11 protein-coding genes are annotated in these 13,045 nt (G+C 68.0%); 5 read left to right on the forward strand and 6 right to left on the reverse strand.

Annotation, left to right across the window (positions count from 1 at the left end; all coding sequences use genetic code 11):
* Positions 1-32: 32 nt before the first annotated feature.
* The gene (locus ACFPJ1_RS36840; RefSeq protein WP_380110938.1) at positions 33-1,268 is read right to left on the reverse strand and encodes a DUF4032 domain-containing protein; all 1,236 of its coding nucleotides are present in this window, start codon (positions 1,266-1,268) and stop codon (positions 33-35) included.
* Between the two features lie 139 nt (positions 1,269-1,407).
* On the opposite strand from ACFPJ1_RS36840, the gene ACFPJ1_RS36845 reads away from it, so the two are divergent.
* From ACFPJ1_RS36845 to ACFPJ1_RS36865, 5 genes are all read left to right on the forward strand, one after another.
* Complete coding sequence (locus tag ACFPJ1_RS36845; RefSeq protein WP_380110939.1) at positions 1,408-2,415, forward strand: LacI family DNA-binding transcriptional regulator; 1,008 nt, start codon at positions 1,408-1,410, stop codon at positions 2,413-2,415.
* Between the two features lie 441 nt (positions 2,416-2,856).
* Entirely contained in the window at positions 2,857-4,263 is a 1,407-nt protein-coding gene (locus tag ACFPJ1_RS36850) for an ABC transporter substrate-binding protein (protein ID WP_380110940.1), read from the forward strand.
* Entirely contained in the window at positions 4,263-5,216 is a 954-nt protein-coding gene (locus ACFPJ1_RS36855) for a carbohydrate ABC transporter permease (RefSeq protein ID WP_380110941.1), read from the forward strand. The genes ACFPJ1_RS36850 and ACFPJ1_RS36855 overlap by 1 nt, the downstream gene beginning before the upstream one ends.
* Complete coding sequence (locus tag ACFPJ1_RS36860; protein ID WP_380110942.1) at positions 5,213-6,184, forward strand: carbohydrate ABC transporter permease; 972 nt, start codon at positions 5,213-5,215, stop codon at positions 6,182-6,184. Before ACFPJ1_RS36855 ends, ACFPJ1_RS36860 begins: the two co-directional genes overlap by 4 nt.
* 27 nt (positions 6,185-6,211) lie before the next feature.
* Positions 6,212-7,756 carry a glycoside hydrolase family 13 protein gene (locus ACFPJ1_RS36865; RefSeq protein WP_380110943.1) on the forward strand — a complete coding sequence of 515 codons (1,545 nt, stop codon included), beginning with the start codon at positions 6,212-6,214 and terminating at the stop codon, positions 7,754-7,756.
* Between the two features lie 95 nt (positions 7,757-7,851).
* Here ACFPJ1_RS36865 and ACFPJ1_RS36870 read toward each other — a convergent pair whose 3' ends face one another.
* The 5 genes from ACFPJ1_RS36870 to ACFPJ1_RS36890 form a co-directional block, all read right to left on the reverse strand.
* Positions 7,852-10,113, reverse strand: coding sequence for a heavy metal translocating P-type ATPase (locus tag ACFPJ1_RS36870; protein ID WP_380110944.1), 2,262 nt, complete (start codon positions 10,111-10,113; stop codon positions 7,852-7,854).
* Between the two features lie 14 nt (positions 10,114-10,127).
* Positions 10,128-11,129, reverse strand: coding sequence for a hypothetical protein (locus tag ACFPJ1_RS36875; protein ID WP_380110945.1), 1,002 nt, complete (start codon positions 11,127-11,129; stop codon positions 10,128-10,130).
* A complete protein-coding gene (locus ACFPJ1_RS36880; protein WP_380110946.1) occupies positions 11,126-11,362 on the reverse strand; it encodes a heavy-metal-associated domain-containing protein in 237 nt (78 codons plus the stop codon). The genes ACFPJ1_RS36875 and ACFPJ1_RS36880 overlap by 4 nt, the downstream gene beginning before the upstream one ends.
* A gap of 109 nt (positions 11,363-11,471) precedes the next feature.
* Positions 11,472-11,789: a metal-sensitive transcriptional regulator gene (locus ACFPJ1_RS36885; RefSeq protein WP_380110947.1), complete on the reverse strand. Its 318-nt coding sequence runs from the start codon at positions 11,787-11,789 to the stop codon at positions 11,472-11,474.
* A gap of 755 nt (positions 11,790-12,544) precedes the next feature.
* The gene (locus ACFPJ1_RS36890) at positions 12,545-13,015 is read right to left on the reverse strand and encodes a nuclear transport factor 2 family protein (protein WP_380110948.1); all 471 of its coding nucleotides are present in this window, start codon (positions 13,013-13,015) and stop codon (positions 12,545-12,547) included.
* Between the last annotated feature and the right edge of the window lie 30 nt (positions 13,016-13,045).

Consider the following 13,045-nt stretch of genomic DNA (forward strand, 5'->3'; position numbering starts at 1 on the left):
CGCTCGGACGTTGCATGAGGTGCCCCAGGAGATCAGTCCAGCGATTCGGCCCCGGCGATCGGTGGCGGTGGCAGGGTCAGCTTCTCGTCCGGCTTCGCGCTCAGCACGGTGTCGACGTACGAGCGGGCCGCCTCCATCGTGTCGACCTCGTGCCCGGCCTGCTCGGACAGGAACCAGCGGTGCTCGAGCACCTCGTGGAACACCTCGGCGGGCTCCAGCTTGCGTTTCAGGTCGCGCGGCACGGTCCGGACCACCGGCTCGAACACCTCGGTCAGCCACTGGTGGGCGACGATCTCCTCGTCCTCGTTCTGCTGATCGGTGGCCGCCGAGAACGCGTCCAGGTCGTTCAGCAGCCGGCGCGCCTGGTTCTCCTCGACGTCGAGCCCGGTCAGCCGCAGCAGCCGGCGGCTGTGGTGGCCGGCGTCCACGACCTTCGGCTGGATCCGGACCTGGCTGCCGTCCCAGTCGGTGATGATGTCGATCTCCGCGACGTCGAAGCCGAGGTCGTTCAGCCGCCGGATCCGCGAGTCCAACCGGTGCATCTCGTCGGTGTGGAACTCCTCCGGCGCGGTCAGCTCCTTCCAGAGCGCCTCGTACCGGCTGGTGATCGACTCGACCGTCTCCAGCGGGTCGATGTCGGCGTCGAGCAGACCGCCCGCCTGCAGGTCGGACAGCTCGCCGAACAGGTTGATCTCGGCGGTGTAGAGGTCGTGCGCCCGCTGGCCGTCCGAGATGTCCTGGTGCAGCTCGCCGGTCTCCGCGTCCACCAGGTACGCCGCGAAGGCGCCCGCGTCGCGGCGGAACAACGTGTTGGACAGCGAGCAGTCGCCCCAGAAGAAGCCGAGCAGGTGCAGCCGCACGATCAGCGCGACGAGCGCGTCGATCAGCCGGTTCACGGTGTCGGGCCGCAGCGTGCTGGAGAACAGCGCGCGGTACGGCAGGGAGAACTGCAGGTGCCGGGTAACCAGGATCGAGTCGATCGGCTCGCCGTCGCGGTCCAGCCGGTCGGTGATCACGCCGACGGGTTCGACCGAGGGCGAGTCGAGGCGTTCGAGGTCGCGCAGCAGCCGGTACTCGTGCATCGCGAGGTGTTCCATCACCTCTTTGATCGCGTAGACAGTGCCGTTCACCCGGACGAAGCGGACGACGTGCCGCGAGATACCGCGGGGCAGCGCGACCAGTTGGTCATCGGGCCAGTCCTCCAGCGGGATGTCCCAGGGGAGCGACAGCAGACCGGTGTCCGGGCGGGTGGCGACGAAACGAGGCACCCCCACAGTCTGTCAGTTCCACCACCCGGACCGCTGACCGTTCAGCAAGTGGTTGTGTCTAGGTACTGCCAGGCCGGCCGCGCGAGTCGCTACGCAAGTAGACGCAAGAACTTGCGGGAAAGGGCGTAGTGTTTGCGTCATGACTCGACGACTTGCTGAGGTTGCGAAGAAGGTCGGCGTCAGTGAGGCCACCGTGAGCCGGGTGCTGAACGGCAAACCCGGTGTCTCCGAGGCGACCCGCGAGGCCGTGCTGACGGCGCTCGACGTGTTGGGGTACGAGCGTCCCACCCAGTTGCGCGGAGATCGCGCAAGGCTTGTCGGGCTGGTGCTGCCCGAGTTGCAGAACCCGATCTTCCCCGCCTTCGCCGAAGTGGTCGGCGGCGCGCTCGCGCAGCAAGGTTTCACCTCCTTGCTCTGCACCCGCACCGTCGGTGGCGTGTCCGAGGCCGACTACGTGGATCTGCTCTTGCAGCAGCAGGTTTCCGGGGTCGTGTTCGCCGGCGGTTTCTACGCTCAGGCGGATGCGCCGCACGCGCACTACGAGCTGATCCAGGAACGCCGGCTGCCGACCGTGCTGGTCAACGCGGCCGTCGACCACCTGGGCTTCCCGCAGGTCTCGTCCGACGACGTGGTCGCCGCCGAGATGGCGATCGGTCACCTGCGTGCGCTCGGCCATCAGAAGATCGGGATGGTGCTCGGCCCACGCGACCACATCCCGTCGCGCCGCAAGCTGGACGCTTTCATGGCCTCACCCGAGGCGGATCCGCAACTCGTCGAGCACACGATGTTCTCGCTCGAGGGCGGGCACGCGGCGGCCTCCCGGTTGGTCAAGCACGGAGTCACTGGCATCGTCTGCGCCAGCGACATCCTTGCCCTCGGCGCGATCCGCGCGGTCCGCCGGGCAGGGCTGTCGGTGCCGGACGACGTGTCGGTGATCGGGTACGACGACTCCGCGATGATGAACTGCACCGATCCGCCGCTGACCACGGTCCGGCAGCCGATCGACGCGATGGGCCGGGCGGCCGTGGACATGCTGGTCGCCCTGATCGAGCGCGCCGCGGTGCCCGCCGACGAGCTCCTCTTCGAGCCGGAACTGGTCGTCCGCGCGTCGACGGCCCGGTTGAAACAAGCCCCGGTCCCGGCCTGACCCCCCCGCGCCACCGACGGCACGGAGTACAGCGGTCCTGTACTCCGTGCCGTTCGTGTTCTACACCCACCGGCTGGTGCACCTGCGTGACAGCGATGGCATCGCCGACCGGAGCTGGGCGCCGATCGTGATCACCACCGACGCGGTGGAGGTCCACCGCGGGTAGGCGCCGGGCAGGTGACAACGGCGGACAACTGCAGAACTGGCCCGATCACGAAGAGTGCTCGGGTGATCACCAAGGGATGGGGTGGGTGCAAGCTGACTCCATCCCTTTGCAATACCTAGGAGTTCCGCTTTGCAGTCACGTTTTTGCAACATGCAATCGAAGTATTGCGCTGATCCGGTCGGGTTGCCTACGGTACGGACCACATCAAGGGGCGGGACTCGCCCTCGCCATCGTGGGCCGGCTCAGACCGGCGCCGTTTCGAGAAGGGCAGAACGATGAGGACAACGAGCCACCGCAGGATGTCCGCGGCCGGCTGGCGCCGGCCGGCAAGCCTGTTGCTCGTGGCAGGGCTCGGCCTGGCGGCCGCGTCCTGTGGATCCGGGGACGAGGACAAGCCGACAGCCCAGGGGTCGGCGGCGGCCGATGCCCCGGTGACCATCACCGTGGGATGTCAGCCGCCGAAGAGCAACCCGAAGGAACGGGCCGGGTGGGACGAGGACGTGGCCGCGTTCCAGAAGTTGCACCCGAACATCACGATCCAGAGCAAGGACGCGTTCCCCTGCATCAACCCGGACACCTTCCAGGCGAAGCTGGCCGGTGGCACCCAGGAGGACGTCTTCTACGTCTACTACACCGACGTCCAGAAGATCATCAAGTCCAAGCAGGCCGCCGACATCAGCCAGTACGTCGGCAGCGTGAAGGCGCTGAACGACATCCGGCCGGACGTGCAGAGCGTCTTCAAGGACGGCGACAAGACCTACGGCCTGCCCCGCAACAACTACAACATGGGCCTGGTCTACAACCGCAAGCTCTTCACCCAGGCCGGGCTGAACCCGGACTCGCCGCCCAAGACCTGGGCCGAGGTGCAGGAGGCCGCCAAGAAGATCGCGGCGATCGGCCCGGGGTACACCGGCTTCGGTGAGTACAGCGCGGGCAACACCGGCGGCTGGCACTTCGCGGCCTCCCTGTACGCCCGCGGTGGCTCGATGGTCAGCGAGGACGGCAAGTCCGCGGCCTTCAACAGCGCCGAGGGCAAGGCCGTGCTGGAGAACCTCAAGCAGATGCGCTGGAACGACAACTCCATGGGCACCAAGCAACTGCTGCAGTGGGAAGACCTGATGCGGATGATGGGTTCCGGCAAGCTCGGCATGATGATCGGCGCGCCGGACGTGGTTCAGTCGGTCAACAACGACTTCAAGGGCAAGTTCGAGGACTACGGCGTCACCGCGGTGCCGGAGTCCGAGGGCAAGGCCTCGTTGAGCGGTGGCGACGGCTACATGTTCAACCCGAAGGCGACGCCGGAGAAGATCAAGGCCGGCCTGCTCTGGCTGGAGTTCCACGAGCTCACGCCGGGCAAGGGCCAGTTCAACTACGAGCGCGCCAAGGCTCAGGGCCGCCCGGTCGGCCTGCCGATCCCCGACCTGTACGGCGACTCCGCCCCGGGCCAGGAGATCACCGCCCTGCGCAAGCAGTTCGCCACCGTGCCGGTCGACCACTTCACCCCGTACGTGACCGCGCAGTCCAGCATCACCAACAAGCTCGAGCCGCCGAAGGCGCAGGAGCTCTACGCGGTGCTCGACGTGGCGATGTCGGCGGTGCTCACCCGCAAGGACGCCGACATCGACAAGCTCTTGTCCGACGCCGCCTCCAAGGCAGACAAGATCCTCGCCAAGAACACCTGATGGCGATCCTGTCCAAACCGCCGGTGCGCCGTTCCCCTCACCCGGGTGCGGCGCACCCCTTTGAGAAGAATGGCGCGGCGCGTCGGGCGGTTGGCCGCAACCTCACGGCGTATGGGTTCCTCTGCGGGGCGCTGATCTGTTTCGCCTTCTTCTCCTGGTATCCGATGATCCGCGAGATCATCCTCAGCTTCCAGGAGAACAACTTCGTCGACCCGGCCAAGTGGGTGGGCTTCGACAACTTCCGCACCGTGATCGAGGACCCGGCGTTCCGGTCCGCCTGGCTGAACACGGCCGCCTTCAGTGGGCTCGCGCTGGTGGTCGGGTACGCCGTGCCGTTCGTGCTGGCCGTGGTCCTCAACGAGCTGCGGCACGCGGTGGCGTACCTGAGGTTCGTCGTCTACCTGCCGGTGATGCTGCCGCCGGCGGTCGCCGTGCTGCTGTTCAAGTGGTTCTACGATCCGGGCTCCGGTCTGTTCAACCAGATCCTCGACGTCTTCGGGATCCCGCCGCTGGCCTGGCTCGACTCCACCAGTACCGCGCTGATCTCCCTGGTCCTGGTCTCCACCTGGATGAACCTCGGCACCGGCACGCTGATCTACCTGGCGGCGCTGCAGAGCATCCCCGGTGACCTGTACGAGTCGGCCGAGCTCGACGGTGCCGGGTTGTTCCGCCGGGTCTGGCACGTGACGATCCCGCAGACCAAGCTGATCCTGCTGGTGATGCTGCTGCTCCAGGTGGTGGCGACGATGCAGGTGTTCATCGAGCCGTACCTGCTCACCGGTGGCGGCCCCGAGAACGCGACCGTGACGGTGGCCTACCTGATGTACCAGTACGCCTTCAACTTCGGCGACTTCGGCGGCGGTGGCGCCCTCGGCCTGATGCTGATGGTGGTCCTGATGGTGTTCTCCACGATCTACCTGCGCGTCTCGCGAGACAACGAAGGTGGCCGATGACAACGACCGTGCAACCGACTCCGTTGCTCGAGGCAACCCCGCCGGAGCCGGCGTCCCGCAGTACGCGGAAGAAGAAGTACAAGGGGCGCGGCTACGAGTCCAGGAGCCTGGTGTCGCCGTTGTCGTTGCGGTCCTGGCACGGCAGGTTGGTCTACTGGGCCGTGCTGGTCGTCGTGGTGATCGGGTTCACCCTGGCCTTCGTCTTCCCGCTGTACTGGATGGTGACCGGTGCGCTGAAGTCACCCGACGAGCTGGCGCAGATCCCGCCGAGCTTCTTCCCGAAGGACTACGACTTCGGCGTCTACAAGGAAGCGTGGGACCAGCTCCAGCTCGGCGTCTTCCTGAGGAACACCGCCCTGTACGCCGGGGGCGCGTGGTTGTTCACTCTCGCGGTGGACGTGACCGCGGCGTACGCGTTGTCCAAGCTGCGGCCGTTCTTCGGCAAGGTCATCCTCGGCCTGATGCTGGCCACCTTGATGATCCCGCCGATGGTGCTCCTGCTGCCGACGTACCTGGTGGCCAAGGATGTGCCCTTGTTTCACTGGAACCTGCTGAACACGCCGTGGGCGATCTGGTTGCCGGCGGCAGCGAACGGGTTCTTCATCTTCCTGCTCAAACGGTTCTTCGACTCGATCCCGCGCGAGCTGCTGGAGGCGGCCGAGATCGACGGCGCGTCGCCGCTGCGGATCCTCTGGTCGATCGTGCTGCCGGTGTCGCGGCCGATCCTCGGCGTGGTGTCGATCCTGTCGGTGGTGACGGTCTGGAAGGACTTCGTCTGGCCGCTGCTGGTGCTGCCGGAGACCGACAAGATGTCGATCAGCGTCGGCATCGCGTCGCTGTCCGCGCAGATGCCGCAGAACGTGCTGATCGCCGCGCTGGTGATCGCCAGCCTGCCGACGATCCTGGTCTTCTTCGTGTTCCAGCGCAGCATCATGGCGGGCCTGACCGCCGGAAGCCTCAAAGGCTGATTCCCCAACCCTCCAAAGGAGAAGCGAATGTCGGAAACGTGGTGGCGCGGAGCCGCGATCTACCAGGTGTACCTGCGCAGCTTTGCCGACGGCAACGGTGACGGGATCGGTGATCTCGCGGGGCTGCGGGCGAAGCTGCCGTACCTGTCCGAGCTGGGCATCGACGCGATCTGGCTGAACCCGTGGTACCCGTCCCCGATGGCCGACGGCGGGTACGACGTGGCCGACTACCGGGCGATCGAGCCGAGCTTCGGCACCCTCGCCGAGGCAGAGGCCTACATCGACGAGGCGCACGCGCTGGGGATCCGCACCATCATCGACATCGTGCCGAACCACGGGTCGGACCAGCAGGACTGGTTCGTCCATGCCCTGGCAGCGGCGCCGGGCTCACCGGAGCGGGAGCGGTTCCTGTTCAGCGACGGCCGCGAAGGGGGACTGCCGCCGAACGACTGGCAGTCGATCTTCAACGGCCCGGCCTGGACCCAGGTCCCCGACGGCCAGTGGTACCTGCACCTGTTCGCCCCCGAGCAGCCCGACTTCAACTGGCGCAATCCCGAGGTAGTCGAGGAGTTCCACAACATCCTCAGGTTCTGGCTCGACCGCGGGGTCGACGGGATCCGGATCGACAGTGCCGCGGTGCTCTTCAAGGACCTGGACAGTCTGGAGGAGTCGTACACCGACCACGACGAGGTGCACGACGTGTACCGCGGCTGGCGGCAGATCACCGACTCCTACGAAGGCCGGTTCCTGGTCGGTGAGATGTGGATGCCGGACCAGGAGCGGTTCGCGCTCTACCTGCGGCCGGACGAGATGCAGACGGCGTTCAACTTCGACTTCCTGTCCCGGCCGTGGGACGCGGACGAGTTGCGCGCGTCGATCGACCTGACGCTGGCGACGCACGTGCCGATCGGAGCACCGCCCACCTGGGTGCTGTCGAACCACGACGTCACCCGGCCGGTCACGAAGTACGGACGTCCAGACACGTCGTTCTCACACCAGGATCGCAAGCACGGGATGGAGACGGACCCCGTGCTGGGCGAGCGCCGGGCTCGCGCGGCAGCCCTGCTCGCGATGGCCCTGCCTGGCGGGCTCTATGTCTACCAAGGGGAGGAGCTCGGCCTGCCCGAGGTCGAGGATCTGCCGGACGAGTTGCTGCAGGACCCGCTGTGGGCGCGCTCCGGTGGTACCGACCGCGGCCGTGATGGCTGCCGAGTGCCGCTGCCCTGGTCGGGCAAGGAGCCGCCGTTCGGCTTCGGCTCCGGTACTCCGTGGCTGCCCCAACCCGCCGACTGGAAGAACCTCACGGTCGAGTCGCAGCAGGCGGACCAGAACTCGATGCTCGCGCTCTATCGCGACGGGCTGAAGATCCGCCGGGAATCCCTGGGCGACGGCACCCTCACCTGGCTGGACTCGGCGCCGGATGTGCTGATGTTCGCCCGGGAAGGGCTCACCTGCATCGTGAACCTGACCCCGGACCCGATCGACCTCCCGGAGTACACAGAGATCCTGCTCACCAGTTCTCCCCTGGACGAAACCCGTCTCCCCTCCGACACCACCGCCTGGCTCCGCTGAACGCCCTTGCGTCCGAAGAACCGCGGAGACGTCTCAGCAGTTCTTCGGACGCAAGGAGCGTGGGCAGCGGTGAGCGGGTCAGTGGTGAGCGTGCGTCAGTGCGTGGCGTCCGTGCTCGGGGTGTGCCGGGTGAGGGGTTGGAAGCGGCGGAGGCGGAGGCTGTTGGACACCACGAAGACTGAACTGAAGGCCATCGCTGCGCCCGCGAGCATCGGGTTCAGCAGCCCGGCGGCCGCCAGCGGCAACCCCGCCACGTTGTACGCGAACGCCCAGAACAGGTTGCCCTTGATCGTCCGCAGGGTACGCCGCGACAGCCGGATCGCGTCCGCCGCCGAGCGCAGGTCGCCGCGGACCAGGGTGAGGTCGCTCGCCTCGATCGCCACGTCGGTGCCGGTCCCCATGCTGAGGCCGAGATCCGCCTGCGCCAGCGCGGCCGCGTCGTTCACGCCGTCGCCGACCATCGCGACCACCCGGCCCTCGGCCTGCAACTTCTTCACCGCGTCGACCTTGTCGGCCGGCAGTACCTCGGCGATGACCTCGGCGATCCCCACCTCGGCCGCGACCTTCTGGGCCACCGCTTCGTTGTCGCCAGTGAGCAGGACCGGCCGGAGTCCGAGCGCCTTCAGTTGGCGGATCGCCTCGGCCGAGCTGGGCTTGACGGTGTCGGCGACCACCAGCACTGCACGGGCCTTGCCGTCCCACCCGACCGCGACCGCAGTACTGCCTTCTGCTTCTGCGTGTTCCTTGGCGTGAGCCAGGGCCTCGGGCAGGTGCTGGCTCCACTCCTCGAGGAGCCGCGTCCGTCCGACCAGTACTGCGTGCCCGTCGACGATCCCTTGTACTCCGAGGCCCTCGACGTTGCCGAAGTCCTCGGCCGTGGGGAGCGTGCCGAGCTCGTCACCGGCTCCGCGGGCGATCGCCTGGGCGATGGGGTGCTCGCTGGAGTGTTCCAGAGCGCCGGCCAGCCGCAGCACCTCGGCGCGATCCTCGCCGTCGGCCAGCAGGACGTCGACGAGAGCCATCCGGCCGGTGGTCACCGTGCCGGTCTTGTCGAGCACGACGGTGTCGACGCGACGGGTGGACTCCAGCACCTCCGGGCCCTTGATCAGGATTCCCAGTTGCGCGCCGCGGCCGGTTCCGACCATCAGCGCGGTCGGGGTGGCCAGGCCGAGGGCACAGGGGCAGGCGATGATCAGCACGGCCACGGCCGCGGTGAACGCCACCTCGGTCGGAGATCCGTTGCCGAGCCAGAACGCGAGGGTGCCGAACGCCAGCACGATCACGATCGGCACGAACACCCCGGAGATCCGGTCGGCCAGCCGCTGGACCGCGGCCTTGCCGTTCTGGGCGTCCTCCACCAGCCGGGCCATCTGCGCCAACTGGGTGTCGGCGCCGACCCGGGTGGCCCTGACGACGAGCCGCCCGCCCGCGTTCACGGTGGCGCCGACGACGGCGTCGCCCTCGCTCACCTCGACCGGTACGGATTCGCCGGTCAGCATCGACGCGTCCACCGCGCTGCTGCCGGTGACGATCACGCCGTCGGTCGCGATCTTCTCGCCCGGCCGGACGACGAACTCGTTGCCCACGGCAAGCTGGTCCGCGGGAATCCGCACCTCGGCACCGTCGCGGAGTACGGCGACGTCCTTGGCGCCGAGCTCCAGCAGCGCCTGCAGGGCTGCTCCGGAGCGGCGCTTGGCGCGGCCCTCGAAGTACCGGCCGGCCAGCAGGAAGGTGGTCACGCCGGCCGCGACCTCGAGGTAGATCTCCTCGGCGCCGCTGCCGCGGGACGGGATCAGGGTGAACGGCATCGTCATCCCGGGCCGGCCCGCTTCGCCGAGGAACAGCGCGTACAGCGACCAGAGGAAGGCGCTGATGACACCGAGCGAGACCAGAGTGTCCATGGTGGTGGCGCCGTGGCGCAGGTTCACCCATGCAGCCTTGTGGAACGGCCAGGCCGCCCAGGTGACAACGGGCGCCGCGAGCGTCAGCGAGGCCCACTGCCAGTAGTCGAACTGCAGTGCCGGAATCATGCCCAGGGCAACCACCGGAACCGCGAGCACGATGCTGGTGATCAGGCGCTCGCGCAACGGCTCGAGCTCGTCCGGCGGTTCGGGGCTGTCGGCAACAGGGGGAGTCGGCAACGAAACGGTGTAGCCGGTCGCCTCCACGGTGGCGACCAGGTCGTCGGTGCTGACGTCCTCGGTGAACGTCACCTTCGCCTTCTCGGTGGCGTAGTTGACGGTGGCGGTGACGCCGTCCATCCGGTTCAGCTTCTTCTCGACCCGGTTGGCGCAGGAGGCACAGGTCATGCCACCGATGATGAGTTCGACGGAGTTGCCCGATGCTGGGGTGGTCATTGTGAAGCCTCCTCTCAGTGGCCGTGCGGGGTGGACTCGTGGCCCGGGGTGGTCTTCTTCGGGGTCGGGCTCGGCAACGAGGCCGGCGGGACGATCGCGGTACCGGTCGTGCTGACGTCCACGGTGAACTCGGCGGTGTGGACCTTGCCCGCGTGCTGGAAGTCCAGGAACAGGCTGTAGGTGCCGGCGGTCGGGAACGTCGTACCGAACTCGATCTGCGGACCACCCTTCATCCCGGCCTTCGCCTCCTCGGACGGGTGCGTGTGCAGGTAGGCGAGATCGCCGCCGCGCAGGGACACCAGGTGCCCGAACGCCCCGAGGTAAGGCTGGAGATCGGTGACACGCTTCCCGTCCTTGCTGATCATGAAGGTCAGCTCGGACTCCTTCCCGGCGACAGGCTTGCCCGCCAGGGTCACGTCGTACCCGTCGATCGAGTAGACGCTGGCCGGCTCGTTCAGCGGGACCGGGATGTAGAGCCCGGACACGTTCACGTCGGTGCCGAGCGTCAGCGTCTTGTCGAGCCCGGCAGGCTGGAAGTCGGTGAACATCCGCCAGGTGCCACCCGCGGTGAAGGTGAACGGGATGGTCCAGGCGCCACTCGCGTCCCGCGTCGGGTGCACGTGGTGGAACCCGGACAGGTCCCGCCGTACGACGATCAGGTGCAGGTCCTTCTCGTGGGTCTTGGTGTACTGCGTGACGGGCTTGCCGTCCGGACCCTGGATTGTGAACTTCAGCGTCTGTTGCTTGCCCGGCTGGAAGAACGTCGTCGCCGGGACGAGGGTATATCCGGTCTGGGACACCGCGAGTCCGGGCGGTTGCGCCGCGGGATCGCTGTGCCCGCCGCCGTGCGCCTCGCCCGACTCGTCCATCCCTGGCATGGCTGGGTTGTCGGCGTGCGGGGCGGGGTCGGCTGCCGCGATCGGGTCGACCGCGGAGCCGATGGCGAAGGCGCCGGCGAAGGCCAGCGCGAGCGCACCGGCGAACGCGCCGAGCCGGAGCGCGACAGCCCCGGTCATGCCGTGACGCCCGGCGAAGAGGTGGCCAGCTCGTAGCCCGCCTCGTCGACGGCCTCCCGGACGGCCGACTCGTCGAGCGAGGACTCGCTGGTCACGTGCACCGCGGAGGTGCCACCGGCGTTGAGGTCGATGCTGACCTGCTGGACGCCGACCAGCTTGCTGATCTCCTCGGTGACAGCGGCGGTGCAGTGGCCGCAGGTCATCCCGGTGACGGAGTAGGTCGTGGTGGTCATAGCGGTGCTCCTTGCTCGTGTTGTTGTGATCACCGGCGCTGAGGCGGGGTGACTCTGTGCCGGGGTGGTTGGTGTCTGGTGCGTGGCTGGAACGACTGGTGTGGCTGGGTCAGCTGCGGACCAGGCGGGCGATCGCGTCGGAGGCCTCGCGGACCTTCTCCTCGGCCTCCGCCCCGCCCTTCTGCGCGGCCTCGACCACGCAGTGCGACAGGTGCTCGTCCAGGAGTTCCAGCGAGAAGGACTGGAGTGCCTTCGTCGCGGCCGACACCTGGGTGAGGATGTCGATGCAGTACTTGTCCTCCTCGACCATCCGCTGCAGGCCGCGCACCTGGCCCTCGATCCGGCGCAGCCGCTTCAGGTGGCTGGACTTCTCGGCGGTGTACCCGTGCTGGTGACCCGGCTCGGTCTGCTGCTCTTCGGCGGTCATGGCGGTCCCTCTTTCTCCTGCAGCTACCCCTTGGGGGTATGTCAACACGCTCGAAGTTACCCCCTCGGGGTATCTCCTGGCAAGTCCTTGGCGGATACCCCTTGGGGGTAATTTTCTGTACGGCGTTACGCCGGGTCGGCGGGGCTCGGCCCTTCTCGCGACCGGGACCGGTGCTGCCTGACTGGGAACATGACGAGCGTGCAGCCGGTGCGGGGTGGCGCCCCGTCGGCCCCAGTCCGGACAGGTCTCCCGATCACGGCTTGTTCGGCCGCTGGCGCCTCACAAGCCGCCAGTCAGCGAACAGAACGCCAGTGGACCCCGAAACGAGCAACACGCCGCCGACCAAACCCGTCAGCCGGCCAACAAACCGGCAGCGGGCGAACAACCCGCCAGTGCTGGCCACGAATCGGCACCACCACCCGCCCAGGCCCACGGAGCGAAGCCCTCCGGGAGGCGCAGGCGTACCGACGGACAGGAAGTAGCCGCCGCACCCACCACCCCGGCGGGCAGCCCACGCCTGGTATCTCCGCGAGCACGCCGGTTCTACCTGTCGCTCGGTACACGCCACCCCGGGAGCACCACCCCGACCCAACTCCGGCCTCGCCGCCAGATCCGCGTACCGTCCCAACCCGCCCACGCCCTGCCCACGCCTCGCCTTGCCCGCGCATGGCCCTGCCCTCGCACGTCCGCGCGCCGTCCGTATGTCGCGTCCGTTGTCCCAGCGCTGCTAGGTGCTGCGGCGGTTGGGGGCGGAGCTAGAGGCCGAGGTCGGTGAGGCCTGGGTGGTCGTCGGGGCGGGGGCCGGGGGCGGGCCAGTGGAAGAGGCGGTCGGAGTCGTTGATTGGTTGGTCGTTGATGCTGGCTCGGCGGACCTTCATGAGGCCGTTTTCGTCGAATTCCCAGTTCTCGTTGCCGTGGGAGCGGTACCACTGGCCGGTGGTGTCGTGGGACTCGTAGACGAAGCGGACGGCGATCCGGTTGTCGGTGTAGGCCCAGAGTTCCTTGATCAGGCGGTAGTCGAGCTCCCGGGCCCACTTCTGGGTCAGGAACTCCACCACCTCGGCGCGACCGGTGACGAAGGTGTCCCGGTTCCGCCAGTAGGTGTCCGGGGTGTAGGCGAGCGACACGGCCTCCGGATCCTGCTTGTTCCAGGCGTTCTCGGCCGCACGGACCTTCTGGATCGCTGTCTCCTCGGTGAACGGCGGCAGCGGGGGTCGAGTGTTCACGACATCTCCTCGGTCGGGGGCGTCCTGCGC

It is taken from the genome of Kribbella qitaiheensis, from assembly GCF_042657745.1.
GTDB classification, from domain to species: domain Bacteria; phylum Actinomycetota; class Actinomycetes; order Propionibacteriales; family Kribbellaceae; genus Kribbella; species Kribbella qitaiheensis.

Coding starts and splice junctions, on each gene's coding strand:
- ACFPJ1_RS36855 (WP_380110941.1), top strand. CDS start 4,263: ATGGCGATCCTGTCCAAACCGCCGGTGCGCCGTTCCCCTCACCCGGGT.
- ACFPJ1_RS36845 (WP_380110939.1), top strand. CDS start 1,408: ATGACTCGACGACTTGCTGAGGTTGCGAAGAAGGTCGGCGTCAGTGAG.
- ACFPJ1_RS36885 (WP_380110947.1), bottom strand. CDS start 11,789: ATGACCGCCGAAGAGCAGCAGACCGAGCCGGGTCACCAGCACGGGTAC.
- ACFPJ1_RS36870 (WP_380110944.1), bottom strand. CDS start 10,113: ATGACCACCCCAGCATCGGGCAACTCCGTCGAACTCATCATCGGTGGC.
- ACFPJ1_RS36865 (WP_380110943.1), top strand. CDS start 6,212: ATGTCGGAAACGTGGTGGCGCGGAGCCGCGATCTACCAGGTGTACCTG.
- ACFPJ1_RS36880 (WP_380110946.1), bottom strand. CDS start 11,362: ATGACCACCACGACCTACTCCGTCACCGGGATGACCTGCGGCCACTGC.
- ACFPJ1_RS36850 (WP_380110940.1), top strand. CDS start 2,857: ATGAGGACAACGAGCCACCGCAGGATGTCCGCGGCCGGCTGGCGCCGG.
- ACFPJ1_RS36875 (WP_380110945.1), bottom strand. CDS start 11,129: ATGACCGGGGCTGTCGCGCTCCGGCTCGGCGCGTTCGCCGGTGCGCTC.
- ACFPJ1_RS36860 (WP_380110942.1), top strand. CDS start 5,213: ATGACAACGACCGTGCAACCGACTCCGTTGCTCGAGGCAACCCCGCCG.